Origin of the sequence: Pseudomonas sp. Sample_11, assembly GCF_004307505.1 — a bacterium.
Taxonomy (GTDB): domain Bacteria; phylum Pseudomonadota; class Gammaproteobacteria; order Pseudomonadales; family Pseudomonadaceae; genus Aquipseudomonas; species Aquipseudomonas atacamensis.
Map to the genome: position 1 here is coordinate 28,693 of NZ_RCOD01000041.1, position 25,512 is coordinate 54,204.

Genomic DNA, 25,512 nt, shown 5'->3' on the forward strand with positions numbered 1-25,512 from the left:
AGAAATGGCTTCAGTCGAGTTCCAGCACCACCACCCGTTGTCCGGCACGCACCGCCGAACCGGGTTGCACGCGGATCTCTCGCACCACGCCGGCCAGTGGCGCGAGCACAGGGATTTCCATCTTCATCGACTCGAGAATCACCAGCACGTCGCCCGCCGCGACACGCTGGCCGGCCTCGACCTGCACCTGCCAGAGATTGCCAGCAATGTGGCTGTCGACGCTGTGTTCACCGCTTTGCAGCGGTGCTTCTTCGCTGGCGTCAGGCACGGCTTCATCACTGTCGAAATGCGCCTGGCCACTGGCGATCCAGCGCTCGCGTTCAGCCTTGAACGCGCCCTGTTGCTGCGCACGGAAGGCGCTGATGCCCTGGGCTTCCTTACAGAGAAATGCCTGATAGTCGGCGAGGTTGAGCTGGCTGTGTTCGATGTTCAGATCGAAGCGCCCAAGGGGGAAATCGCGGCGGATGCGCAACAGTTCTTCGGCGCTGACCGGGTAGAAACGGATCTGATCGAAGAAGCGCAGCAGCCACGGTTTGCCGTCGAACGCGGCGACTTCGCGATAGCGATTCCACATCTGCAGAGTGCGCCCGACAAACTGATAACCGCCCGGGCCTTCCATGCCATACACGCACATGTAGGCGCCGCCGATGCCGACCGAATTCTCGGCGGTCCAGGTGCGTGCCGGGTTGTACTTGGTGGTCACCAGACGATGACGCGGGTCGAGCGGCGTGGCCACCGGCGCGCCGAGATAGACGTCGCCAAGGCCCATCACCAGATAGCTCGCATCGAACACCGTGCGCTGCACTTCGTCGAGATTCGGCAGGTCGTTGATGCGCCGGATGAACTCCAGATTGCTCGGGCACCACGGCGCGTCCTTGCGCACGGTGGTCATGTATTTCTCGATCGCCAACTGACAGGCCGGGTCGTCCCACGACAGCGGCAAGTGCACGATGCGCGATGGCACCTGCAAGTCATTGGCGGCGCACACCGCGTCCCATTCGCCGGCGATGATGCCGAGCAGATCGGCCAGCGGCAGTTGCTCGGGCTGGTAGTGCACCTGCAGCGAGCGAATGCCCGGGGTGAGGTCGATCACCCCATGCAGGGCCTGGCTTTCCAGTGCCTGCATCAGCGCGTGGGCGCGGAAGCGCAGGACCAGATCGAGCTCCGGCGCGCCGATTTCCAGCAGTAAATGAGTGTCGCCAGAAACCCGTGCAACCAGTCGCTGATCGCCTTGACCCAACGCCAACACCACAGGCGACATCAAACCCTGTGGGAGCGAGCCTGCTCGCGAAGAGGCCGTGTCAGTCAATATCGATTTGTCTGGGGCGACGCTTTCGCGAGCAGGCTCGCTCCCACAGGGGGCATCCCATTTCAGGGCGAGATCGCGGGCGGTTTTGAGGTCGACGGGGATGAACTGGATTTTATCGCCCGCCTTGAGCTGCCCCAGCTGCCACAGATCGGCCTCGATCACCGTCACTGGGCAGACAAAACCGCCCAGACTCGGGCCATCCGGGCCGAGGATCACCGGCATGTCGCCAGTGAAATCCACCGCACCAATCGCGTAAGGATTGTCATGGATGTTCGACGGGTGCAGACCCGCTTCACCGCCATCCTCACGCACCCACTCAGGCTTCGGTCCGATCAGGCGCACGCCGGTGCGGCTGGAGTTGAAGTGCACTTCCCACTGGGTCGAGAAGAACGTGGTGATGTAGTTTTCGCTGAAGTATTCCGGCGCGCCGTGCGGACCGTAGATCACCCGGATCTGGCGCACGCTCGGCAGCGCAGTGATGTGCTGTTCGGCCAGTTGCTGGCCGGCGCTGTGGTCGGCCAATGCCGGCACATGCAACACGTCACCGGCCCTTAACGCCCGTCCGCCATGCCCGCCGAACTGGCCGAGAGTGAAGGTACTTTTGCTGCCCAGATAATCCGGCACCTGCAAGCCGCCGCGCAGGCACAGATAACTGCGCGCGCCGGCGCCGCTGATGCTGCCCAGTTGCAATGTCGCGCCGGCCGGGATCAGCAGCGCGGTGTTCATCGGCACCGGTTCAGCGTCAAGGGTCAAGGCAATCGGCGCGCCGGTCACCGCGACCACCGCGTCACAATTGAAGCGCAGGATCGGCCCGCTCATGGTGATTTCCAGTGCGGCGGCGCCTTGTTCATTGCCGAGCAGACGATTGCCCAGGCGCAGCGCTCGGCTGTCCATCGGCCCCGAGGGTGGCACGCCGACGGCCCAATAGCCGAGGCGTCCGGGATAGTCCTGCACGCTGGTTTGCGTGCCGGCGCTGAGCACTTCGAAGGTGTTGGCGTGATAGAGCAGATTGTCCAGACAACGGGTCCACAGCTGGCCGCTGGCGAATGGAGCATCGAGCAGAATCTGCCGCAGGTAATCGCGGTTGGTTTCCACGCCATATAGCAGGCTATCGCCCAATGCCTGATGGAGTTCGGCGCGAGCCTGTTCGCGGCTGGGCGCCCACGCGATGAGCTTGGCGATCATCGGATCGAAATACGGTGGGATTTCCACGCCGGCCTCGACCCAGGTGTCGATACGCAACTCAACGCCGTTGGCGGGCGGAAATTGCACAGCGGTCAGCAGGCCCGGGCTCGGCTGGAAATCACGCCCCGGATCTTCCGCGTACAGACGTGCCTGAATCGCATGGCCCTGCGGTTCCAGGCCTTGATACAACTCGTTCAGCGGCGGCAGATCACCAGCGGCCAGCTCGATCATCCAGCGCACCAGATCCACGTCCCACACCTGTTCAGTAACGCCGTGCTCGACCTGCAAGCGCGTGTTCACTTCGAGAAAATAGAAGCGCTGGGCCTCGCTGTCGAAGACGAATTCGACGGTGCCGGCGCTGCGGTAATTCACCGCTTGCGCCAGTTTGATCGCCGCTGCGCACAGCTCATCGGCCATGCCTTCTGGCAGGTTCGGCGCCGGGGTTTCTTCGAGGACTTTCTGGTTGCGCCGCTGCACCGAACAGTCGCGCACGCCGAGAGCGATGACTTCACCGCAGCCGTCGCCGAACACCTGCACTTCCAGATGCCGCGCGCGTTCGATGTACTTCTCGATGAACACCCCGGCGTCGCTGAAGTTGTTCTGACCGAGGCGTTTCACCGCTTCGAAGGACTCGCTCAATTCGCTCGCGCTGCGGCACACGCGCATGCCGATGCCACCGCCGCCAGCGGTGCTTTTCAGCATCACCGGGTAGCCGACCTGTTCGGCGGCACTCAGCGCGCAATCGAGGCTGTCGAGCAGGTCGGTGCCTTCGAGCATGGGTACGCCATGCTGTTTGGCCAACGCGCGAGCAGTGTGCTTGAGGCCGAACACCCGCAATTGCTCCGGCGTCGGCCCGATGAAGGCGATGCCCTGCGCTTCGCAGGCTTCGGCGAACGCTGCGTTCTCGGAAAGAAATCCGTAGCCGGGATGAATGGCGGTGGCGCCGCTTTGTTTGGCGATCGTGAGGATTTTGTCGACGGCCAGATAGGTCGCGGACGCCGCGCCTTCGCCGAGGCTGTGCGCTTCAGCGGCCTGGGAAATATGCAGGCTGGCCGCGTCGGCTTCGGAGTACACCGCGATGCCTTTGGCCTTCAGCACATTGATCGTGCGCAGGATGCGACAGGCAATCGCGCCACGGTTGGCGATCAGGATTTTTTCGAACATGGCATAACCCCTGAAGGGGGAGCGGGCCGTCCCGCTGTTTTTCGGCAGACATCCGGGCCGTCCCGGATGGAAAAAACACACTTCACTCAAACCCACCACAACCCCCTGTGGGAGCGAGCCTGCTCGCGAAGGCGGTGGATCAGCTACATCAATGCTGAATGACACGGCGCATTCGCGAGCAGGCTCGCTCCCACAGGGTTCAGGGTTGTCTGGTGGATTTCAGACACTGCCCGGAACGCGCCTGGCACAGGGCAAAAAGCCAACGGCGTAAACGGCTGATGGTCAGTTCCATACGAGCAACTCCGCCGGGGTCGGGTTGTAGGCATTGCACGGGTTGTTCAACTGCGGGCAGTTGGAAATCAGCACGATGACGTCCATCTCCGCGCGCAAATCAACGTACTTGCCCGGCGCGGAAATACCGTCCTCGAAGGTCAGCCCGCCATCCGCCGTCACTGGCACGTTCATGAAGAAATTGATGTTCGGCCCGATGTCGCTCTTGCTCAATCGGCCGTCGTGGGCGCAGGCGCGCAGGTAGTTGTCGCGGCAGCTGTGCATGTAGCGTTTTTCCAGGGCGTAGCGCACGGTGTTGCTCTCTTGCGCGCAGGCGCCACCGAGGGTGTCGTGGCGCCCGCAGGTGTCGGCAACGATGGTCAGCATCGGCTGGCCGAGGTTGGAATACAGCACGCTGCCGGTGCTGAGGTAGACGCTGTTCTGTCGGCGCAAGGTGCGTTGCACGTCGTAGCGTTCCTTCGGGTTGGCGAGGCTGTAGAACAAGGTGTCGACGGCCTGATTGCCTTCCAGATCGAGGATGCGCAGGGTCTGCCCGGCCTTGACTTCCATCAGCCAGGGCTCGCCGGCGGGAATGGTCGCGCGGTAGATCGCGCTGTCTGCTTGCTTGTGCGAAGTGGCGATTGCGAGTGACATGGCAGCGATCCTCAGGCGAACAAACGGTCGGTGTTGATAAAGCCGCGCTCGTTTTCCGGGCGCGAAGTGCGGCAGTGTTCGGCGACGCTGGCGTCGGCGTTCATCCAGCTCAGCTTCAAGGGTTTCGGAGCGTATTCGGGTGACGGGTCCATCGGATGTTGCAGGGCGGTGAGCACCACCAGGGTGTCCATCGGCGCATACAACTCGATGTAGTCACCGGCCTTCGAGTTGCCTTCGACGAAGTGGAAACGCCCAGCCTCATCGACGTTCACGCGGCTGAACAGATTGAGGGTCATCAGCAGGTCGGACAGGCCCAGGCCCCACTTGCCGAGTTCCACCAGCAGGTTGTCGGTGCCATTGCGAAAGAAGCCGTTGCGCAGTTCCTGGTAGCGGCCCTGACCGTACTTTTCGGCGACTTCCTGTGCGCACAGCACACCGCCGAGGCTGTCGCTCCAACCGCAGGTGTCGGCGGTGATCGCGGCGAGTACGCGGCCCATGTCCGAGTACAGGCAGTGGCCGGCAGTGAGCTTGGCGGTGTGTTGGCATTTGAGGCTGTCGGGCAGGTTCAATCGCTCGGTTTTTTCATTGGCATTGAGCAAGGTCAGGCTGACATTGGCCCCGCCGCGCAGGTCGGTCAGGCGCAGCAATTGGCCGCGCTTGAGCACGAACGAACGGTGGCCGCCGCCCGGCAGCAGTTCTTCAGCGAAGGGTGGGAAGAGTTGGATTGAATCAGTCATTGGAGCAGTCCTCTCAAGCAGTGCGAAGGGTGCCCGCCAGCGGCAGCGGCAGGGCCTCGACGGCGGCGCGCTGGGCGCGGCGGTCGCTGTTCAACGGAATGTCGTAGGTGATGCGAGCGCCATAGGCGCCGGGGGCGTGCGGGTCGAGGCGCACCTTGTCGAACACCAGCAGGCGCGTGCCGAGGCTGAAGCCCTCGGACAGGTCGTGGGTGACCATGAACACCGTCAGTTGCGTCTCGCGCCACAGCTCCAGCAGCAGCGCGTGCATGTCTTTGCGGATGCCCGGATCGAGCGCGCCAAACGGTTCGTCGAGCAGCAACACGCGCGGCTTCATGATCAGCGCCTGGGCGATGGCCAAGCGTTGCTGCATGCCGCCGGACAGCTGTGCCGGGTACTTGTCCAGCGCATGGCCGAGGCCGACTTTTGTCAGCAGGTCTGCAGCCTGCTCGCGCGCCTCGCGTTTGGCGTTGCCGAACAGCCGGCCAAGCAAGGGCGCGCGCGGCAATTCGAGACCGAGGGCGACGTTGTCGAGCACGCTCAGGTGCGGGAACACCGAGTAGCGTTGAAAGACCACGCCACGGCTGGCATCCGGCTCGCTGGCCAAGGGCTGGCCGTCGAGCAGAATCTCCCCGCGACTGGCGCTTTCCTGGCCGAGCAGCAGGCGCAGGAAGGTCGATTTGCCGCAACCGGAGGCGCCGACCAAGGTGCAGAACTCGCCTTCGTTGACGCTCAGGTTCAAGCCTTCCAGAACCACTTGATCGGCGTACTGCTGCCAGACGTTCTTTACTGTGATGAAGCTCATTTCGCCGCACCCTCGTACCAAGGGAAAGCGCGCTGGGTCAGCTGTTTCAAGCCCCAGTCCATCAGCCAGGCGAGCAGGGTGATCCACACCACGTAGGGCAGGATCACATCCATCGCCAGGTAGCGCCGCACCAGAAAGATTCGGTAGCCGAGGCCATCGGTGGAGGCGATCGCTTCGGCGGCAATCAGGAACAGCCACGCCGAACCGAGCATCAAGCGCAGCGAGATCAGCAAGCGCGGCAACAGCTGCGGCAAGACCACGCGCAGCATCAGCGTCCAGGTCGAGGCGCCGAGGGTCTGCGCCTTGATCAGCAGTTCGACCGGAATGTCACGGGCACGCTGTTCCAGATCCCGGGCCAGCGCCGGGGTGATGCCAATCACGATCAGCATGACTTTCGACAACTCGCCCAGGCCGAAGACGATGAACAGAATCGGCAGGATCGCCAGCGGCGGCACCATCGACAGCACCGTCAGCAACGGCGACAACGGCGCGCCGAACAGCGGCAGGGTGCCCGCCGCAATACCGAGGCAAAGACCCGCCAGCGCCGCGATGCCGAGGCCGATGGCCAAACGGCGCAGACTGGACGCAGTGTCTTGCCACAGCAGGTATTCACCGGTGCGGCTGTCGGCGTTGAAGGCCAGGCGTTTTACCGCGTCGCTCATCTGCACGGCGCTGGGCAGCAGTTTGTCGTTGGGGTTGTCCGCCAGGCGCTCGGCCGAGCCTGTGAAGTAGGCGAACAGCACCAGCGCGAACGGCAGGATCACCAGCAACAGGCGACTCGGGCGATCAGGGTGGCGATTGATCAGGCGCATGGCCAAATCCTCCGTGGCTTACAGCTTGGCGTCGGCGGCCATCTGCACGTAGGTCGGATCGAAACGCAGCTTGAGATTGGCGGTGTCGCCGCTGGTCACGCCGTTGGCGAAGGACATGCCGACCGCGCTCGGGTCCTTCGCGCCTTCGCCGAGCAGGCCGTGCTCGAAGGAGAATTCCGCGACCTTGCGCATGGTGTCCGGCAGTTGTTTGCTGGTGGCAAAATTCAGCGCTTCGCTTGGCGTGGCGAACAGTTTTGTGGTGTCCAGTTGCGCCTGGAAGCCGGCGAGATCAGTACCCGAGGCCTTGGCCATGTGTTCCAGCGCAGCTTTGCTCGCGGCGGTTTTCGCGTTCATCAAAGCGACCACTTCGAACCACGCGCCGGTCAGCGCTTTGCCCAGGGCCGGGTTGTCTTTGAGGGTGGCGCTGTTGACCACCATCATGTCCATGATCTCGCCGGGGATCTGGCTGGAATTGAACACTTCGGTGACGCCGGGTTTGGCCTTGATATCCGAGAGCATCGGGTTCCAGGTGGTCACGGCGTTGACGTCGTCGGTGTTGAATGCGGCGGCAATGTCGGCGTCGGAGGTGTTGACCACTTTCAGGTCTTTCTCGGTCAGGTCCACCGAGTCCAGCGCGCGAGCCAGCAGGTAATGCGAGACCGACAGCTCGACCAGATTGACGTCCATGCCCTTGAGGTCGGCGACTTTCTTGCCTTCACCCTTGAGCACGATGCCGTCGTTGCCGTTGGAGAAATCGCTGACGATCAACGCGGTGCTGTCAACGCCGCCGGCAGCCGGAATGGTCAGCGCATCCATGTTGGTCATGGTGCAGCCGTCGAACTGGCCGGCGGTGTACTGGTTGATCGATTCGACGTAGTCGTTGAGCTGCACGACGTCGATCTTGATCCCGTATTTCTTCGCCCATTTGTCGACGATGCCCTGGCTGCCGGCGTATTCCCATGGCATCCAGCCGGCGTAGATCGTCCAGCACACGCTGAAGTGGTCTTTCTGGGCGGCGGAAGATTGCGTGCTGATGAGCGCGGCGAAGGCGGCGGCGAGCAGGGCGGGGAAACGTAGTCGGATCATTGCGGATTCTCCAGTTGATCGAGGGCGGACAGGAAGGCAACGCGGCACCGCGAACGGTGGCTTGTCTCCCGGGCTTTTGTCCCGCCGTGTAACCTCAACTGGAGGTCGCCAACTCTCGGACCAGCCACTCGCGCTTGCGAGCCGGAACCCTAGTCAGCCATTGCAAATTGTGGTGCCGCGAACCTGTGATGACTCCTGCACAGGTTTGCTAAAGCGAGAGGCGTGCCAAGTCGGGCCGAGGCCTCTGCGGCGGGGATCTGCTGGATTGCCGAGGTGAGCGGGGCGAGCGACGGCGCATCGTGGTGGTGCGTGGTTGCACCGTCATGCAGCGCGTTTACGCTTCACGGGTCGCTGATTTTGCGAATAAACAAGATTTCATGATCACTTGTTTCAACTTGTTGCAGGAACGCACCAGATTCTGAAATCGCTGTCTGATTCTTCGACCGTCACGCAATTGCTGACGGTCGCCTGCCAGCGTCGCTGGTGTGGCCAACCCGCGGTCCAGGAGGCCGCCATGTATCGCCGAATCGTACTGCTTGCCGTAATGCTTTTTTCCCTTGGCGGATGCGTTCCTTATTCCTATGGAGACAGCTACTACAGGTCAGAGGTCTACACATCACCCGCACCGGCCTATTACAGCGGTGGCGGCTCCTATTACCGCAGCGGCGGCACTTATTACACTCAGCCGCGCTACTACCAACCAGCGCCGCGTTACTACCAGCAACCGCGTTATTACCAGGCGCCTCGGCACTATCAGCCGGCCCCGCGTCATTACGAAAGCCGTCGCTGGCACGGCAACGATCGCGGACGCTGGGACGGCCACCGTCGCGGCGGTTGGGACAATGACCACCGGGGTCGCGGCAACTATGATCGTCACAGCGGTCGCCGTGACTACAACGGCCGTGGCAACCGCTGGTAAATCACCGCAACGAACAAGCGGCGCATCAAGCGCCGCTTTTTTTTGCCCGGCGAAAAAGCGTTCCGTGGGCCATCTCCCAAGGCAATCCCGGAAGCGTCCTACAGTTTCATTTTGTGGTGTTTGTTAGCGTTCATGGATGCCGAACGAGGCGAGCAATCCTCAGCTCGATAGCGGCGAAAAATGGACGTTCAGCGCTATGAAGCTACTGGTTATTCATCAAAATTTTCCCGGTCAGTTCCGTCATGTGGTGCTGGCAGCGCTGGAGCGCGGTGATGAGGTTGTGGCGATCGGCCGGGACACGGCACCGGGCATCGCCGGGGTGCAAATCCATCGATATCGAGCGACCAGCCGAGCGCCCGGCAATATTCACCCGTATCTGATCCGCTATGAGCAAGCGGTGATCGACGGGCAGAAGGTTTTTGAAATCCTGGGCAGGCTGAAACGTTCGGGTTATCAGCCAGATGTCATTCTTGCTCATCCCGGATGGGGAGAGACGCTGTTTGCCAAGGATGTCTATGCCGATACGCCGCTGATTCACTATTGCGAGTATTACTATCGAGCGCAGGGCGCCGATTGCGGGTTCGATCCCGAATTCCGGCGAGCTACAAGGGAGTCGTCACGGCTGCGAGTGCTCAACTCGCTGCATCTGTTGAATCTTCAACAATGTGATATCGCAATCGCGCCTACGCAGTGGCAGCGCAGCCTGTTTCCGGCCGCTTACCGGTCGGCGATTCGGGTCATTCACGAAGGTGTGATTCAACGTTCAGACCTGGCGAAAGTCGGGGCAGTCAGATTGCCCAATGGAATCGAGCTCAAAGCGGGACAGCCGATCGTTACCTATGTCGCCAGAAACCTTGAGCCTTATCGCGGCTTTCACAGTTTCATGCGAGCGATCCCGCTTATTCAGGCCGAGTGCCCAGATGCGCAGATCATCGTGGTTGGCGGTGACGGTGTCAGTTATGGGAGTAAGCCGGTCGGGTACCCGGATTGGCGCAGCAGGATGGAGGCAGAAGTCAGTTTCGATCACTCCAGAGTGCATTTCACAGGGAAACTTCCTTACCAGACTTTCCGCGCGGTTCTGACATGTTCCAAAGTCCATGTTTATTTGACGTATCCGTTTGTCTTGTCGTGGTCGTTACTGGAGGCGATGGCGTCTGGTTGTGTGGTTGTTGCGTCGGATACGGCTCCGGTAAGGGAAGTCATTGTCGATGGGGCTAATGGCGTGTTGGTGGATTTCTTCGACCATCAAGGAATTGCCAAAAGTGTAAGCAAGGTTTTGAAGTCGGCAGGTGAGTACGATGCTCTTGCCAGCGCCGCGAAGTTGACGGCAGGTCGGTTCAGTGTGGAATCGGGCGTGAGCCAATATTTTGAGATTTTTGCAAGCGCGATATCCGGGCATAACGACATACCAACCGTTCCGCAGTTTGAGCGGGAGGTTTGAAATGTCCAGGAAGTCGCGTAAGCAGACGATCAAGTGGTTTAAAAGGTTATTGAAGTATGGATTGTTCTTTTATGTCTGTTATTGCGTAGCGGAATTTTATATTCGCAAAGAACAATCTGCCGAGTCGGCGGCTATTCACCAGGCAAACGAGAAAGCTTGCCAGAGCAAGCTGGCGAGCATGAAGCAAGTGCCGATATTAGGCGGCGCCTATATAGATAAGACGCTAGTCCCGGAGTTTTACGTTGGCATGCCTGAGATGGTGAACAAGAAAGCGTGTCTGGCGATTGCTCTGAAGGGCCTTTTCTGGTGGACCGGGACGGGGCTGCATCGGCACCAGAATCAGCGCGTGGAACCGATCCCCGAAAGCTGGCGGCTCTATAAATTGAATGCCGGGCTTTTTACCAGAAAGGAAACTACCGAGCCCCATGAGCGGGGTTATCGACACGTCAACTGGCCGGATGAGTTGATTGTGAAACTAAAGAATTATCCGGGGCTGGAGATTTGGCTCGATGCACCTCCGCCGCATTTCAAGAATGAAGATTCGGTTAGAACGTTTGTCATTACTGGCTGGCCGCGGCGAGATGGAACCCCTCGGTTGATCAACTGTGACGGCTTGATTCGCCCGGCTTCGGAGGAAAGGCTGACTGACGAGAAACTGGCAAGGTTCAGCAGAACTGAATTGGAAAATCTTGATTTCGGCAAACTGAATTTCTTCTGCAATATCAATCTGGATAACTTCGACTTTGCCGGGGGGCACGGTAGCGTAGGTCTCGGATTAGCGTCATTACGCGAAGCACCTGAGATGCTCAGATATCTCAGTGACTATCTTTCACGCTCTGTTATTACAAGGAAGTAACAATGAGTTATGTATTCAGCGATATGGAAAAATCAGAGATTTTCAACGCAGCAAATATTTGCAAAGGAATGAGGCTGCGCTCAAAACAACTTCAGTACGATGCACTGAAATTAGCAGGGGCAAGCTGCGCCCCCCTGTACCAAAAGCTGTTCGATATTATTGGTGAGAAAGTTTCCGACGTTGCAGCTGCCGATAAAGAGGCTGGAGACGTGCTGAAAAGCGCCAGACTCTGGCTCGCCGTGGCCATTGATGCCAACGGTGGAAACGGTGCCTACTCTGCCCTGATTCGTGGTTACACCTCACGCCAGGGTGAACTCAGACTGAATACAATTTTCAGTGAAGACCTGATGCAGCTTTCATCCAACCAGGTTGCCGTCAACTTCATCAATACCCTGATCAACGGATCCCTTGCCGGTCAACTGGCGCCGTGGACGGTTCCGTCAATCAGCCAGATCGCTGAAATCGACGCCAGCGCGATTGGCGAGGCGCTGTTCAAGGAGGTTTGCGGGGAGGACGATACCGCCGTGAAACGCAATGCCGGCTGGTCTGGAACAGTCGGATTCAGCCTGCTGGGCGGTAAACCTCCCTATGAAACCTGGAGACTGATCTCTGCTGGCGACCCGAATGCGGAAGATGACGGCCCACCCACTCAGGCAAAACCCAACCGGCTCGACGACTATAAAAACATTCTCTTCGCCATCGACGCCTATAGCGTCGGCCTGCAAGCGGCGATCAGCAATTTCGGCATCAATCCACTGCAAAGTCTGCTCTCGGTCGTACCCGAGCAAATCAACATCGCGCTGGCCAGTGGCAGTGTGAATCCGCTGATTCAGCATGTAGTCGAAGGCACGCCTGTTGCCGCCGTGGTCGAGCTGATCTTGCGCTGCGGCCAGAACGAATTTCTCGACATGTTCAAGCGCACTTACGACGGCGATTCTGCTGCCATACCCACCACCAATGACACCTTCGCCAGCAACGCTTACGCCTTCTTCTCGGCATTCTCCCCAGAGCAGTCGCAAAGCATCGTCACCCGGACAATAGGCGAGTTCGGCAATGCCAATGCATGGGCGAAACTGGCAGGCGAGGCGACGCCGCTCGGTCTGGCGTTGCGCAATTCTTTGCAGCAACTCAGTGAAGTCGTCATAGAACGAGCCGACGGTTATCCCGATCGCAACCTCGAGCTTTACGATCCGCACACTGGCGAAGGCTTTATCACCGCGCAGTGGCTGGCGGACCGTGCGCAGATGCTCGCCCGTTTGATTGCCCGAACCCAAGGCTCGTTCGCAGAACACTCGCTGCAGCAGTTTTCCTACTCCGATCTCGCCTCAGGCAAACAGGCGCCGATGACCACCGGAGTGCTGAACCCGCTGGCCATGTTCGGTGATGACGGTGGGCGATCTTTCGCCGGCGGCGCAAATGCCGATCATCTGTATGGCGGCGTGGGCAATGACTCGATCCATGGGATGGCCGGTCACGATGTCATTGAAGGTGGTCGCGGTAACGACTCGCTAACCGGAGGTGACGGCAATGATGAGTTGTACGGGATGGCCGGTGACGATGTTCTGATCGGAGGAAAGGGTAACGACTCCTTGATCGGGGGCGAAGGCAACGACCGTTATGAATTCGCCAGCGGCGATGGCATCGACGAGATTCTTGATGCCAACGCCGATGGGCAGCTGTGGATCAACGGCGCACCGATTCCCGCACTCAAACGCCGCGCGCCTCTGAGCAATATCTGGTCTGCCGAGGATCGGTCCATCACCCTGACGCTTGTTGAAAACACCCTCAACATCAAATATGGCCAGAGCGATCTGGTGGTCATCAAGAACTTTCAGCCCGGGATGCTTGGCATCCGCCTCCCTGAATACGAGGGGCAGCCGCTCACTGCTGCGGCTTTGACGCTTCAGGGCGACTGGAAAGCCAAAGACACAGATCCGAGTGTCCCCGGCGATCAGCCCTCCTTTGATGAACTGGGCAACGTGGTGCTGCTGCCCCAGGTAAAACAGCGCAACAAGGCCGACGTACTTTACGGTTCCGCCGCAGACGACGTCATTCTCGGCTTGGGTGGTTCTGATCGATTGTTCGGCAAGGCTGGAGACGATCGGTTATTCGGCGACAAGCAGACGACGCTCGAAAAAGCTATGGCCGACGGTGACGCCAAGGGCAAGGCAAGTCGCGGAGACTGGCTCGACGGCGGGCAAGGTGACGATTTGCTTATCGGTACGGCATCCCGAGATGTTCTGCTTGGTGGTAATGACCGGGATACCTTGATCGGCGGTGCTGGCGACGATGTGTTATCCGGAGACGAAACCACCGGTGCACTGGAACAAGGTTGGGCGGTCAAACGCGCTGACGTCCCCATAGCTCGCGGTGTAACCAGTCACCGAGCGGTCTATTCAAAGGCCTCGATAAACAGTGCGCCCGAGGGCGGTGACGACGTGCTGTACGGGCAGGGCGGCAAGGACATTATCAACGGCGGCTGGGGTGAGGACCTGCTTGACGGCGGAGCTGACGACGATTTTCTCAAAGGCGATCAAGGTGACGACACCCTGACCGGTGGCAGCGGCAACGACGTAATGCTCGGCGACAACCTCGATTGGGGCGGTGGGCTACCCAGCAAACACCATGGCAACGATGTGCTGGACGGCGGTAGCGGTGATGACCGGCTCGCCGGTAACGGTGGCAGCGACGCGCTGTATGGCGGCCCTGGCAACGACATTTTGCAGGGTGATGACGGCGTACTGGACGGCGTCGAAGGCGATGCCGCGCATTTTTTTGGCGATGATCTGCTGGACGGTGGCTCCGGCGATGACACGCTCTGGGGCGGCGGTGGCGATGATTTGTTCTTCGGCGGCGAAGGTAATGACGATCTGATCGGCGATAGCCCTGAGCATCCGGTTCGCTATCACGGCAACGACTTTCTCGATGGCGGCGCGGGGGATGACACCCTGCGCGGCATGGGCGGCGCGGATACGCTGACGGGTGGCGCAGGGGCTGATTTTCTCGATGGCGACGTATCTGACCTGCAACCGGGCGGAAGCAACAATGACGTGCTTCAGGGCGGCGAAGGAAACGATACGTTACAGGGTGGTTTCGGTGCCGACACGCTGGACGGCGGCGCGGATGACGACATTCTTGCCGGCGATTACGAAAACAGCGCTGAGGCCGAGCACAATGCCGATTATCTGCACGGTGGCTCAGGTAACGACACGCTGCTCGGAGGTGGTGGCAACGACACCCTGCTGGGCGGGGAAGGGACGGACTACCTTCGCGGTGATTCCGGTGACAACGTGTTTGATGGCGGTCCCGGTGCTGACGTGCTGGATGGCATGGATGGCGCCGACATCTACTATTTCGGCGCTGGCGACGGCCTGGATATCGTCACCGATGCCGGCGGCCGCAACATCATCAGGTTCGGTGCAGGGTTTTGCGCGAAAAGTCTGAAGGCCGACGTTATCGAAGTTTCCGTCGGTACGGTGTTGCGACTGGCCAATGGCACAGGCGACGCGATACTCATCAAGAATCACGAGAAGTGGAAGGATTCCACATTCAGTTTCAGCGACGGCGGGGTACTGGATTACGCAGATGTCCTGCGCAAAACATTGCCACCGATAGAGATGTCCGAGCCACCCGTACCGGAACCTGTCACCGTCCCGGCAACCCCTGAAAGCAAAGTTGAGGATCCGGTTAAGCCAGACGATGTCACCGCTGCGGCGCAAGGCTCAGTGGCATCTGTTCAAACGGTCAACTGGACCGATGAGTTCCTCGCGCAAATCAAGTCAAAACGCTCCGCCCGCAGACACGCCACAGGTTTTACCTTGAATGAGCAAGGCGTCTGGGTGCGCAGTCATGTCACCACCAGCGACACCGGTTACACCACTCACACCGAGCTGAGCGAGGACAGCATCGACGCAGGGACACTGTCTGAAACGCCGCCATGGATGAAGGCTGATGCAGGGCACGCTGTGGTCAGTGAAAGGCAGTCGACAACCACAACCCGTGTCGAACATAAACCGGTGAAAGCCGAGGGAGCAGTCGCCTCCTCAAGTCAGGCGCCTCGCTATTATCGATCCGGCTCGGCCAACGGGTTTTCCTTCAATACGGGCGACGTATTGGTTGAGGACCGAAAGCAATCCGGCGCGCTTGAAGGCTGGTGCGTCTATCCGGCGGCAAGCTTCGGTTCGGGCGCAACAGTGCCCAAGGCGTTTCGCTGGGATGTCACAACTGAAACGATCAAACGCAAAATCGTCCATGGCAACGATGCCGGCGGGCGGGTCAACGTCGAAGTGGAAAACGTTTTCCACGGCGGCGCGGGAGACGATCTGATCGTCGCTTATGCAGGCTCCCCACTTGACTACGGCACTGTCGGCGACAGAACACCGGGCGCGTTTTTATCCGCAGGTGCAGGTGACGATACCTTGCTCGGCTCCGAGGGCGCCGACTATCTGCTCAGCGGATCGGGTGATGACTGGCTCTACGGCGAAGACGGCGCCGACACCTACATCGTGCAAGCGCATGCCGGGGCGACAACCACGATTGCGGACGTGCTCAACCCTGTTTTCCATCGTGCAGAAGTCGGCGTAGCGGGGTGGAAAGACGAGTACGGATTGATCGATCAGGACACGGTCGTTCTTCCAGCAGATGCGCAGCGCGATGCACTGCAATTGAGCTGGGGTGCTGCGCTGATTGAGACCACCCATGTCGAGCTGGAGCCCAACCCGGATCGCGGGGCTTACCGCAACCCGCCGAGAGCGAAAATGCTTCACCCGACACTCGATATCCAATGGGGCGGGACACAGAAAGTCCGCATCGTCTTGCCCCTCAACGGTGAACTTGAGGGCGCCGGTATTGAGCTCGTCAAGTTCGCCGATGGGTCGGTCGAAAATTTGAAGCAGCTCCTGGAATCAAGTCAGCTCGGCCCTGCGCCCGAGACTTTTCGTACGGGTGTCATCGTCAACCATCCCACCCGTTCAACCTCCCTGCGAGACGGACGAGCGCTGCCACTCGTAGGCGGTCGCGGCAACGACACGATAAGCGGCGCGGGGGAGATCCGAGGCATCCAAGGGGATGACGTGCTCACGGGCAGCCTCGGTGACGACCTGCTGGTGGGTGGGCCGGGCAATGACACGCTGGCGGGCGGCGCTGGAAATGATCTCTACCGATACGATGGCCTCGGCAGAGACGTGATCATCAACAACGGAGGCGGACAGGATGGAATCGATTTTTCCGAACGCAGGCTGACGATCGACAACCTGAAGTTTCATCGTGAGCGCGATGATCTGGTGATCGTGGTGGATTACGGCATGGCGCCGAAAATCCGGGTTTCCAGGCACTTTGCCGCAGGTGAAAGCGCTATTGGCTTCATAAGAGTCAGCGAAGGAACAGCGACTCAAGACTACAGCGCAACGCAAATTGCTGAACGTCTGCACCCGCTTCCGCCACTGAGGGATGTCGAGGATATTTTGATAAAGGGCGACGATGAAGCGCAGCGGGCAATCAAGGAAATCATTGAGTTCTACGAGCTGAATGTCTGACAAGACGACCGATTGAGCCGGCCCGCGATGGCAATCCAGTCGCCATCGCGGGCCTCGCGTCATCTCAATACTGGGTCAGATCCGCTAACGGATGCCGCCCCTCCCATACCTTGTGAAAGTGCGCCTCGACCACTGCATCCGGCACGTTATTGATATCCGGCCAGTGCCAGTGCGGCTTCTGATCCTTGTCGATCAAACGCGCGCGCACGCCTTCGCTGAATTCCGGATGACGGCAGCAATTGAGGCTCAGGGTGTATTCCATCTGAAATACTTCGGCCAGCGACATGTGCCGCGCGCGGCTGATCTGTTCCCAGACCAGATGCGCGGTCAGCGGTGAACCCTCGGTCATGGTTTTCGCCGCGCGGGCGATCAATGGATCGCTGCTGTCGCGGTGCAGGCTGATGGCTTTCCACGCACAGGCAACGTCGCTGACATCGAGCAGTTCGTCGATCTGCTGACGACGCGGCAGCCACTGCGCTTCGGGCATTTGCTCGAGTGCCTCCTGCTGCAGAGCCTTGAGCAGGCTGTTGAGCTGCATGGCGGTCTGTTCCTGCCAGTTCAATTGCAGCAAGCCTTCGATCAATTGCGGTTGCTGTTCGTCGAGCAGGAAGCGGTCGGCCAGATCCAGATCCAGCGCATCACGGCCGTTGATATGCGTGCCGGTCAGGCCGAAAAACAAGCCGAGCTTGCCCGGTAACCGCGCAAGAAACCAACTGGCGCCAACGTCCGGATACAGACCAATGGTGATTTCCGGCATCGCCAGACGGCTGCTCGGCGTGACGATCCGCGTGCTGGCGCCCTGCAGCAGACCCATGCCGCCACCGAGCACATAACCGTGACCCCAGCAGATCAGCGGCTTGGGATAGGTATGCAGGCTGTAATCGAGGCGATATTCCGCGCTGAAAAACTGCGCGGCCAACGGAGGGACTTCGCCGGGGTGAGCGCGGCAGGCTTCGACCAGACTGCGCACCTCGCCGCCGGCGCAGAAGGCTTTGGCGCCGTTGCCGCGCAGCAGCACGCAGACGATTTGCGGGTCATTGGCCCAGGCGTTCAATTTGTCGCTGAGCGCGTTGATCATCGGCAGGGACAGTGCGTTCAGCGATTTTTCGGCATCCAGGCTGGCGATGCCGATGCGGGCGCCGTCGGTACCGGTTAGTTCTTCGAAGTGCAGATTCATCGTGACCTCGATCGGGAATTTGAGCGAACAGTATGATCGCTATGGGGGAAAGTGCCGGATCTGCGTCAGATCAATTGACAAGCGTGGTCGGCTTTCCTAGGGTTCGCCCCATTGTTTTTGCCGGAAATGACCATGACTGCTGACGACCGTATCAAACTCGAACCGAGCTGGAAGGAGGCACTGCGTGCTGAGTTCGACCAGCCTTACATGGCAGAGTTGCGCAGCTTTCTGCAGCAGGAGCGGGCGGCCGGCAAGGAGATCTATCCGCCGGGACCGATGATTTTCAATGCCCTGAACTCAACGCCGCTGGACAAGGTGAAAGTGGTGATTCTCGGCCAGGACCCTTACCACGGCCCGGGCCAGGCCCACGGTCTGTGCTTTTCGGTGCAACCGGGCGTGCCGGCACCGCCGTCGCTGGTCAACATCTATAAAGAGCTGAAGCGCGACCTCAATATCGACATTCCCAACCACGGCTACCTGCAGAGCTGGGCCGAACAGGGCGTGCTGCTGCTCAACACCACCATGACGGTTGAACGCGCCAACGCCAACGCGCACAAGGACAAGGGCTGGCAACACTTCACCGACCGCATCATTGAAGTGGTCAGCGAACGGCAGCCGCATCTGGTGTTCATGCTTTGGGGCGCCCATGCGCAGAGCAAGCAGAAGCTGATCGACGCGACCAAGCACCTGGTGCTGACCTCGGTGCATCCGTCGCCGTTGTCGGCCTATCGGGGGTTTTTGGGCTGTGGGCATTTCAGCCGGACCAACAAGTTTCTCGAACAGAATGGCGAAACGCCGATCGACTGGCGCTTGCCGCCTCTCGCCTGAGATCGTTCCCACGCGCAGCAAAGGAATGCAGCCCGGGACGCTCTGCGTCCCAAAGCGGACGCGGAGCGTCCATTGAGGCATTCCCACGCAGAGCGTGGGAACGATCAGTCAGTCAGGACTCTGGAATACGATTCCAGTACTTGAACAACGGCTCCGCCAGAAACAGCACAAACAACAGCCGCATCACCTGCATCGCCGTCACCAGCGGCACCGACAGTTGCAGGGTCTCCGCCGTCAGGCTCATCTCGGCGATCCCGCCGGGCATCATGCCCAAGGTCAGCGAACGCAGATCCAGATGGGTCAACGCACTCAAGCCCAACGCCGCCAGCGACGCGATCAACATGGTCAGCGCCGTGCCGATCAACGTCCGGCCCATGAACGACGGCGCGCGGCGGAAGAACTGCCGATTGAAGTGACAGCCCAGACCGCTGCCAATCAGCCATTGGCCGATCTGACTGCCGCCGTTGGGTAAGCCGATGTGCAGATCCCACGTAATGCTGACTGCCGCACTGACCAGCAACGGCCCGAACAGCCATGGATTGGGTTGGCGCAGACGCTGCCAGAGCCAGGCGAGCAGGGCGCCCGCCGGAAACAGAATCGCCAGCCAGCGCCAATCGACACTGCCGGCGTGAGAAATCGGCGTGCCGTCACCGAGCAGATACTTGAACGCTGCCGGCACGCACAACACCACCACCAACACCCGCAGACTCTGCCCGGCTGCGACATGGCTGAGCAGAGCACCGTTGCGCGCGCCGAGGTTGACCATCTCCCCGGAACCACCGGGCATGCTTGAGAAAAACGCCGTGGCGCGATCCTCGCCGGTGCGGCGCATCAGCCATACGCCGACCACCGCAGACAGGCTGGTAACCAGCGCACCGAAGAAGATCAAACCGAAATGACTGAGCACCTGTTCCATCACCAGCGGGGTGAAGTGCAGGCCGATACCGATGCCGACGATCCACTGGCCGCACTTGCGCCCGCCGGGGATTTCCGCCAGTTGCCACGGCGTCAGGCAGCGCACCAGGATGATCGCCAGCAACGAGCCGACCATCCACGGTAGCGGCCAGCCGATCTGGCTGGCGATGAAACCGCCAAGCAGACCGACCAGCGGGGTGCCCCACCAGGCTTTCAGGGACAAGCGATCAAACATCGGCAATGACGCGTCGTGCCGCCGAACGCTTGCGCCAGATGCGGATCAGCGGCATCAGCAGCATGATCGCGGTGAGGATCCAGCAACCGAAGGTGATCGGACTCGACCAGAGAATCTCCAGCGCGCCATTGGAGATCGACAGGGCGCGACGCAGGTTCTGCTCCATCAGGCCACCGAGGATGAAGCCCAGCAGGAGCGGCGACAGCGGGAAATCCAGCTTGCGCAGGATGTAACCGAAGATGCCGATACCGATCATCAGGAACAGATCGAAGGTGGTCGCGTGCACCGCGTAAACGCCGATCCCGGTGATGATCGCGATGATCGGCACCAGCGCCCAGTTCGGCACGGCGAGGATGCGGGTGAATACGCGGATCATCGGGATGTTGAGGATCACCAGCATCACGTTGGCAATGAACAACGAAGCGATCAGGCCCCAGACGATGTCCGGTTGCTGTTGGAACAGCAGTGGGCCCGGGGTGATGTTGTACAGCGACAGCGCGCCGATCATCACTGCGGTGGTACCCGAACCCGGAACGCCGAGGGTCAGCATCGGAACGAGAGCGCCGCACGCCGCGCCGCCGATAGCGGTTTCCGGCGCGGCCAGACCACGGGGATCGCCTTCACCGAATTTGCCGCTGGTGCCGGCGATGCGCTTCTCGGTCATGTAGGCCACGGCACTGGCGAGCGTTGCGCCGGCACCGGGCAGCACGCCCATGATGAAACCGAGCACGCCGCAGCGCACGTTGACGACGAAAACCGACGCCGCTTCCTTGAAGTTGAACATCATCCGGCCGGTGGCTTTCACCGCTTCCTGGCCGTGGTGGGTTTTTTCCAGCAGCAGAAGGATTTCGCTGATCGAGAACAGACCCAGCACCAGCACGACGAACTGGATGCCGTCGGTCAGGTGAATGTTGTCGCCGGTGAAGCGGTACACGCCACTGTTGGCGTCGATGCCGACGGTGGAAAGGAACAGACCGATCAGCGCCGCAATAAAGGTCTTCAGCGGTCGATCACCGGCCATGCCGCCGAGACAGACAATCGCGAACACCATCAGCACGAAGTATTCCGCCGGTCCGAAGGCAATCGCCCATTTCGCCAGCAGCGGCGCAAACAGGACCATGCCGCAGGTGGCGATGAACGCGCCGATGAACGAACTCCACGCCGACAGTGACAGCGCGACACCGGCCATACCTTTACGAGCCATCGGGTAGCCGTCGAGGGTGGTCATGACGGTGGAAGCTTCACCCGGAATGTTCAGCAGGATCGAGCTGATCCGGCCGCCGTATTCGCAGCCCAGATAGACCGCCGCGAGCAGGATCAGCGCCGACTCCGGCGGCAGGCCGAGCGCGAACGCGATCGGAATCAGCAACGCCACGCCGTTGATCGGACCAAGGCCCGGCAACAGGCCGACGACGGTGCCGATCAGGGTGCCGCACAGTGCGGTCACCAGGTTGTACGGGCTCAGCGCGACGCCGAAGCCCTGACCCAAATAGCCAAGGGTATCCATATCAGTTCTCCAGGACGCTGAGCAGGCCGAGGGGCAGCGGAACATCCATCAAGCGATCGAACAGCAGATAGAGACCAACCGCCATCAGGCTGATGATCACCACGCTCGGCAGCCAGCGGCCGCCATAGAGACGGGCCATCGGTACGCCGGTAATGATGCTGGCCACGATGAAACCAAGGGGTTCGAAGGTGCCGGCGAACACCAGCAACAACACCACGCACAGACCGATCTTGGTCAGGGTTTCGCGATCCAGCGGCGGCTCATCCGGGTTGTGTTTGATCGGCGCCGGGCGAAACACCATGTACAGCAGCGCCAGCCCCATCAGGCCGAGCATCAGCAGCGGAAAGGCGCGCGGGCCGACCGGTTCATAGGAAAAAGCCGCTTGGTACGGCCACGCCATCAGTGCCAGGCCGGCACACACCAGCAGCAACACCGAGGCGAAAATGCGTTGAATAAGCATGGGAGCTCCTGTGCTGCGTCCCCGCGTAGGAGACGCAGCCACTAGACAGAGACGATCACTGGATCAGGCCGAACTCTTTGGCCAGCACTTTGTAGTCGGCAACCTGCTTCTTCACGTAGGTGTCCAGTTCCGGGCCGGTCATGGCGAACGGGAACAGCTCACGCTGATCGCGCAGCTTGGCGAACTCGTCGGAAGCCAGCAGTTTGTCGAAGGAGTCCTTCCACCAGGCGTAGTCTTCGTCGCTGACTTTTGGCCCGAGGTAGAAGCCACGCACCACTGGCCAGACGATGTCGTAGCCTTGCTCGCGAGCGGTCGGGATGTCCTTCATTTCCGGTTCGTCGAGACGCTTGTCCGAGAACACCGCGAGCAGACGCATGTCGCCGCTCTGGATGTGCGGCATGGAGTCGGAGATGTCGGTACTGCCGACCTGGATGTGGCCGCCGAGCAGGGCCGTGGCGATTTCACCGCCGCCTTCGAGTGCCACGTAACGCAGTTCGCGCGGGTTGATCCCGGCAGCCTTGGCGATCAGTGCGGTCTGCATCCAGTCCTGGCTGCCGACGGTGCCGCCGGAGCCGATAACCACCGAGCCTGGATCTTTCTTCAACGCCTGAACGAGATCGTCGAGGGTCTTGTAGGGCGAATCGCTTTTCACTGCGATGGCGCCGTAGCTGGTGCCGACGGCCGCGAGCCAGCGCACGTTGGTTTCATCGAAGCGACCGAACTTGCCTTGGGCCAGGTTCAGCAGCGAACCGCTCGACCACGCCACCAGCGTGCCGGCATCCGCCGGACGTTGCGCCACTACTGCGTTGTAAGCCACCGCGCCGACGCCGCCGGGCATGTAGGTCACGCGCATCGGTTTGCTCAGCAGCTTCTGGTTGACCAGTGCGCTCTGCACCAGTTTGCAGGTCAGGTCGAAACCACCGCCGGGGGAGGCGGGGGCGATGCATTCCGGACGTTTCGGCTCGGCCATGAGTTGGCCGGCAAACAGCATCGCGCCAGCGGCGAGAGCAACTTTACGCAGTGATACGTTCATTTGAGTCTCCAGAGGAGTTGTTGTTATGGATGGACCGAATGACCAAAGGGCAACGCGAAAACCTAGCGGCAGGCGCAGTTTTCTCGCGGCGCGAGCGCAACGACTGAAACAACGGAGGGGAAACAGGACTGCGGCGAGAAGCCGACGGTGCAACGGTGGAATCGAGCAAGGCGAGCAGGCATTACAGCCTCGGTGCGCATGGAGGGCATGCTGGGGTACTCCGTTATTGTTCTTATGAGTCGAAAACGCTTCATGGCGTTTTGCGTTGCGCTGTGTGGCGGCAGCGGCGACAGTCGAAACTGTCCGTGGGCCGACTCTAACCGGCTAACCTTTCAACAACCTTTCAATTGTCTTTCACGGTTTTTCGGGCTTCACAGCGGCGGTTGCGGCTGTAAACTCCGCGACAAAGCGTGGCGTCGGCCAACCCTGAACGAGGTAAAAATCCATGCGTGTTCTGCTCGTCGAAGACCATCTGCAACTGGCCGAAAGCGTGGCTCAGGCGCTCAAGAGCACCGGTCTGACGGTGGATGTGTTGCACGATGGCGTAGCCGCCGACCTGGCGCTGGGAAGTGAGGAATACGCCGTGGCGATCCTCGACGTCGGCCTGCCGCGCATGGACGGTTTCGAGGTGCTGGCGCGGCTGCGTGCTCGCGGCAAGAACCTGCCGGTGTTGATGCTGACCGCGCGCAGTGACGTCAAGGATCGCGTGCATGGCCTCAATCTCGGTGCTGACGACTACCTGGCCAAGCCGTTCGAATTGACGGAACTGGAAGCGCGAGTCAAAGCCCTGCTGCGCCGCAGTGTGCTGGGCGGCGAGCGTCAGCAACGCTGTGGTGTGCTGGCTTACGACCTCGATACGCGGCGCTTCACCCTCGGCGACGAACTGCTGACCCTCACCTCTCGCGAGCAGGCCGTCCTCGAAGCGTTGATCGCGCGGCCGGGGCGAGTGATGAGCAAGGAACAACTGGCCGCGCAGGTGTTCGGCCTCGACGAAGAAGCCAGCCCCGACGCCATCGAAATCTACGTGCACCGCTTGCGCAAGAAGCTCGATGGCCAGCCCGTGGCCATCGTCACCTTCCGTGGCCTCGGCTATCTGCTGGAAAGCCGCGATGCATAAGCCCAGCAGCCTGCGCTGGCGGTTGCTGTGGAACCTTGGATGGTTGCTGGTGGTGCTGATGCTTGCCAGTGGCTTGAGCGCTTATTGGAATGGTCGCGAAGCCGCCGACACCGCGTATGACCGCACGCTGCTGGCCTCGGCACGGACCATCGCTGCCGGATTGTCGCAGCGTGATGGCAGCCTCAGCGCCGACGTGCCTTACGTGGCGCTGGACACCTTCGCCTACGACAGCGCCGGGCGCATCTATTACCAGGTCAACGACATTCACCAGAAGCTGATTTCCGGCTACGAAAATCTCCCCGGGCCACCGCCCGGCACGCCACGTACCGACAGCTATCCGGCGCTGGCGCGCTTTTACAACGCGAAGTACAACGGCCAGAACGTGCGTGTGGTCAGCCTGCTCAAAGCGGTAAGCGAGCCGAACATGAACGGCATGGCGGAAATCCGCGTGGCTGAAACCGACGAAGCGCGGGTCAGCATGGCGCGCAGTCTGGCGGCTGACACCCTGTTGCGCCTGGGCATGTTGGCCGTGGGTGCATTGCTGCTGGTGTGGTTCGCGGTAAGTGCGGCGTTGCGCCCGCTGGAGCGGTTAAGAACCGCTGTTGAGGAACGCCAGCCCGACGACTTGCGGCCGCTGCCGCTGGTGGAAGTGCAGCATGAATTGGGACCCTTGGTCCGCGCGCTCAATCATTTCACCGAGCGTCTGCGCGGCCAGTTCGAGCGGCAGGCGCAGTTCATCGCCGATGCCGCTCACGAGTTGCGTACGCCGCTGGCCGCACTCAAGGCACGCCTGGAACTGGGCCTGCGCTCGAACGAGCCGGAGACCTGGCGCACCACCCTTGAATCGTCCGCGCAAAGCACCGATCGCCTGACCCATCTGGCCAATCAGCTGCTATCGCTGGCCCGGGTCGAAAACGGTGCGCGGGCAATTGCCGAGGGTGGGGCGCAGTTGCTCGATCTGAGTCAGTTGGCCCGAGAGCTGGGCATGGCCATGGCGCCGTTGGCGCACAAGCGCGGCGTGGCGCTGGCGCTTGAAGCGGATGAGCCGGTGTGGCTGCGCGGTGAGCCGACGCTGCTCAATGAGCTGCTGAGCAATCTGGTCGACAACGCGCTGGCGCATACGCCATCGGGCGGCAATGTGATTCTGCGGGTCACGGCCCCGGCGGTGCTTGAGGTTGAGGACGACGGGCCGGGCATCCCGCTGCACGAGCGTGATCGAGTGTTCGAACGGTTTTATCGGCGCAATCAGCAGGTTGCCGGTTCAGGTCTGGGCTTGGCGATTGTCGGCGAGATCTGTCGCGCGCATCTGGCGCAGATCACCTTGCATGATGGCGAGCAGGCAGGGTTGAAGGTGCGGGTCAGTTTTATTGCCGGGTAATACTTTTGTGGCAAGGGTTTTTTGTGGCGAGGGGATTTATCCCCGCTCGGCTGCGCAGCAGTCGCGGTTCGGATCGCAGAGTCTAGGGTCGCT

The 25,512-nt window shown here is 60.8% G+C and carries 18 protein-coding genes and 1 riboswitch; of the genes, 7 read left to right on the plus strand and 11 right to left on the minus strand.

Annotation, left to right across the window (positions count from 1 at the left end; translation table 11 throughout):
• Positions 1 to 10 precede the first annotated feature (10 nt).
• From uca to D8U60_RS10555, 6 genes are all read right to left on the minus strand, one after another.
• Positions 11 to 3,658, minus strand: coding sequence for an urea carboxylase (uca, locus tag D8U60_RS10530; RefSeq protein WP_130900086.1), 3,648 nt, complete (start codon positions 3,656 to 3,658; stop codon positions 11 to 13).
• A 282-nt stretch (positions 3,659 to 3,940) separates the two neighbouring features.
• The gene (locus tag D8U60_RS10535; RefSeq protein ID WP_016771291.1) at positions 3,941 to 4,582 is read right to left on the minus strand and encodes an urea amidolyase associated protein UAAP2; all 642 of its coding nucleotides are present in this window, start codon (positions 4,580 to 4,582) and stop codon (positions 3,941 to 3,943) included.
• Between the two features lie 11 nt (positions 4,583 to 4,593).
• Positions 4,594 to 5,319 carry an urea amidolyase associated protein UAAP1 gene (locus tag D8U60_RS10540; RefSeq protein ID WP_122505800.1) on the minus strand — a complete coding sequence of 242 codons (726 nt, stop codon included), beginning with the start codon at positions 5,317 to 5,319 and terminating at the stop codon, positions 4,594 to 4,596.
• 13 nt (positions 5,320 to 5,332) lie between these two features.
• On the minus strand, positions 5,333 to 6,121 hold the full coding sequence (locus D8U60_RS10545) for an ABC transporter ATP-binding protein (RefSeq protein ID WP_130900087.1): 789 nt from the start codon (positions 6,119 to 6,121) through the stop codon (positions 5,333 to 5,335).
• A complete protein-coding gene (locus D8U60_RS10550; RefSeq protein WP_024011982.1) occupies positions 6,118 to 6,933 on the minus strand; it encodes an ABC transporter permease in 816 nt (271 codons plus the stop codon). Before D8U60_RS10550 ends, D8U60_RS10545 begins: the two co-directional genes overlap by 4 nt.
• A gap of 18 nt (positions 6,934 to 6,951) precedes the next feature.
• Complete coding sequence (locus D8U60_RS10555; RefSeq protein WP_130900088.1) at positions 6,952 to 8,019, minus strand: putative urea ABC transporter substrate-binding protein; 1,068 nt, start codon at positions 8,017 to 8,019, stop codon at positions 6,952 to 6,954.
• A gap of 63 nt (positions 8,020 to 8,082) precedes the next feature.
• Positions 8,083 to 8,183, minus strand: a riboswitch (guanidine-I (ykkC/yxkD leader).
• A gap of 350 nt (positions 8,184 to 8,533) precedes the next feature.
• Here D8U60_RS10555 and D8U60_RS10565 point away from each other — a divergent pair.
• From D8U60_RS10565 to D8U60_RS10580, 4 genes are all read left to right on the plus strand, one after another.
• A complete protein-coding gene (locus D8U60_RS10565) occupies positions 8,534 to 8,938 on the plus strand; it encodes a hypothetical protein (protein WP_016771286.1) in 405 nt (134 codons plus the stop codon).
• A 136-nt stretch (positions 8,939 to 9,074) separates the two neighbouring features.
• On the plus strand, positions 9,075 to 10,379 hold the full coding sequence (locus D8U60_RS10570; protein WP_241663534.1) for a glycosyltransferase family 4 protein: 1,305 nt from the start codon (positions 9,075 to 9,077) through the stop codon (positions 10,377 to 10,379).
• A gap of 1 nt (position 10,380) precedes the next feature.
• On the plus strand, positions 10,381 to 11,235 hold the full coding sequence (locus D8U60_RS10575; RefSeq protein ID WP_130900089.1) for a hypothetical protein: 855 nt from the start codon (positions 10,381 to 10,383) through the stop codon (positions 11,233 to 11,235).
• A gap of 2 nt (positions 11,236 to 11,237) precedes the next feature.
• Positions 11,238 to 16,769, plus strand: a complete 5,532-nt coding sequence (locus tag D8U60_RS10580) for a calcium-binding protein (protein ID WP_130900090.1) — start codon at positions 11,238 to 11,240, stop codon at positions 16,767 to 16,769.
• 64 nt (positions 16,770 to 16,833) lie between these two features.
• Here D8U60_RS10580 and D8U60_RS10585 read toward each other — a convergent pair whose 3' ends face one another.
• Positions 16,834 to 17,946: an enoyl-CoA hydratase/isomerase family protein gene (locus D8U60_RS10585; protein ID WP_130900091.1), complete on the minus strand. Its 1,113-nt coding sequence runs from the start codon at positions 17,944 to 17,946 to the stop codon at positions 16,834 to 16,836.
• Between the two features lie 132 nt (positions 17,947 to 18,078).
• Here D8U60_RS10585 and ung point away from each other — a divergent pair, with 132 nt between their 5' ends.
• Positions 18,079 to 18,774, plus strand: a complete 696-nt coding sequence (gene ung / locus D8U60_RS10590) for a uracil-DNA glycosylase (protein ID WP_073473079.1) — start codon at positions 18,079 to 18,081, stop codon at positions 18,772 to 18,774.
• Between the two features lie 112 nt (positions 18,775 to 18,886).
• Here ung and D8U60_RS10595 read toward each other — a convergent pair whose 3' ends face one another.
• The 4 genes from D8U60_RS10595 to D8U60_RS10610 are packed head-to-tail and all read right to left on the minus strand — an operon-like array spanning position 18,887 to position 22,924.
• A complete protein-coding gene (locus D8U60_RS10595) occupies positions 18,887 to 19,924 on the minus strand; it encodes an AbrB family transcriptional regulator (RefSeq protein ID WP_122611725.1) in 1,038 nt (345 codons plus the stop codon).
• Entirely contained in the window at positions 19,917 to 21,431 is a 1,515-nt protein-coding gene (locus D8U60_RS10600) for a tripartite tricarboxylate transporter permease (RefSeq protein ID WP_016771277.1), read from the minus strand. The genes D8U60_RS10595 and D8U60_RS10600 overlap by 8 nt, the downstream gene beginning before the upstream one ends.
• A gap of 1 nt (position 21,432) precedes the next feature.
• Positions 21,433 to 21,891, minus strand: coding sequence for a tripartite tricarboxylate transporter TctB family protein (locus tag D8U60_RS10605; protein WP_016771276.1), 459 nt, complete (start codon positions 21,889 to 21,891; stop codon positions 21,433 to 21,435).
• 55 nt (positions 21,892 to 21,946) lie between these two features.
• Positions 21,947 to 22,924, minus strand: a complete 978-nt coding sequence (locus D8U60_RS10610; RefSeq protein ID WP_024011991.1) for a tripartite tricarboxylate transporter substrate binding protein — start codon at positions 22,922 to 22,924, stop codon at positions 21,947 to 21,949.
• A 445-nt stretch (positions 22,925 to 23,369) separates the two neighbouring features.
• Between D8U60_RS10610 and D8U60_RS10615 the strand changes: the two genes are divergently transcribed.
• On the plus strand, positions 23,370 to 24,041 hold the full coding sequence (locus tag D8U60_RS10615) for a response regulator (RefSeq protein ID WP_024011992.1): 672 nt from the start codon (positions 23,370 to 23,372) through the stop codon (positions 24,039 to 24,041).
• Positions 24,034 to 25,419: a sensor histidine kinase gene (locus D8U60_RS10620; protein ID WP_024011993.1), complete on the plus strand. Its 1,386-nt coding sequence runs from the start codon at positions 24,034 to 24,036 to the stop codon at positions 25,417 to 25,419. Before D8U60_RS10615 ends, D8U60_RS10620 begins: the two co-directional genes overlap by 8 nt.
• The last annotated feature ends 93 nt before the right edge of the window (positions 25,420 to 25,512 follow it).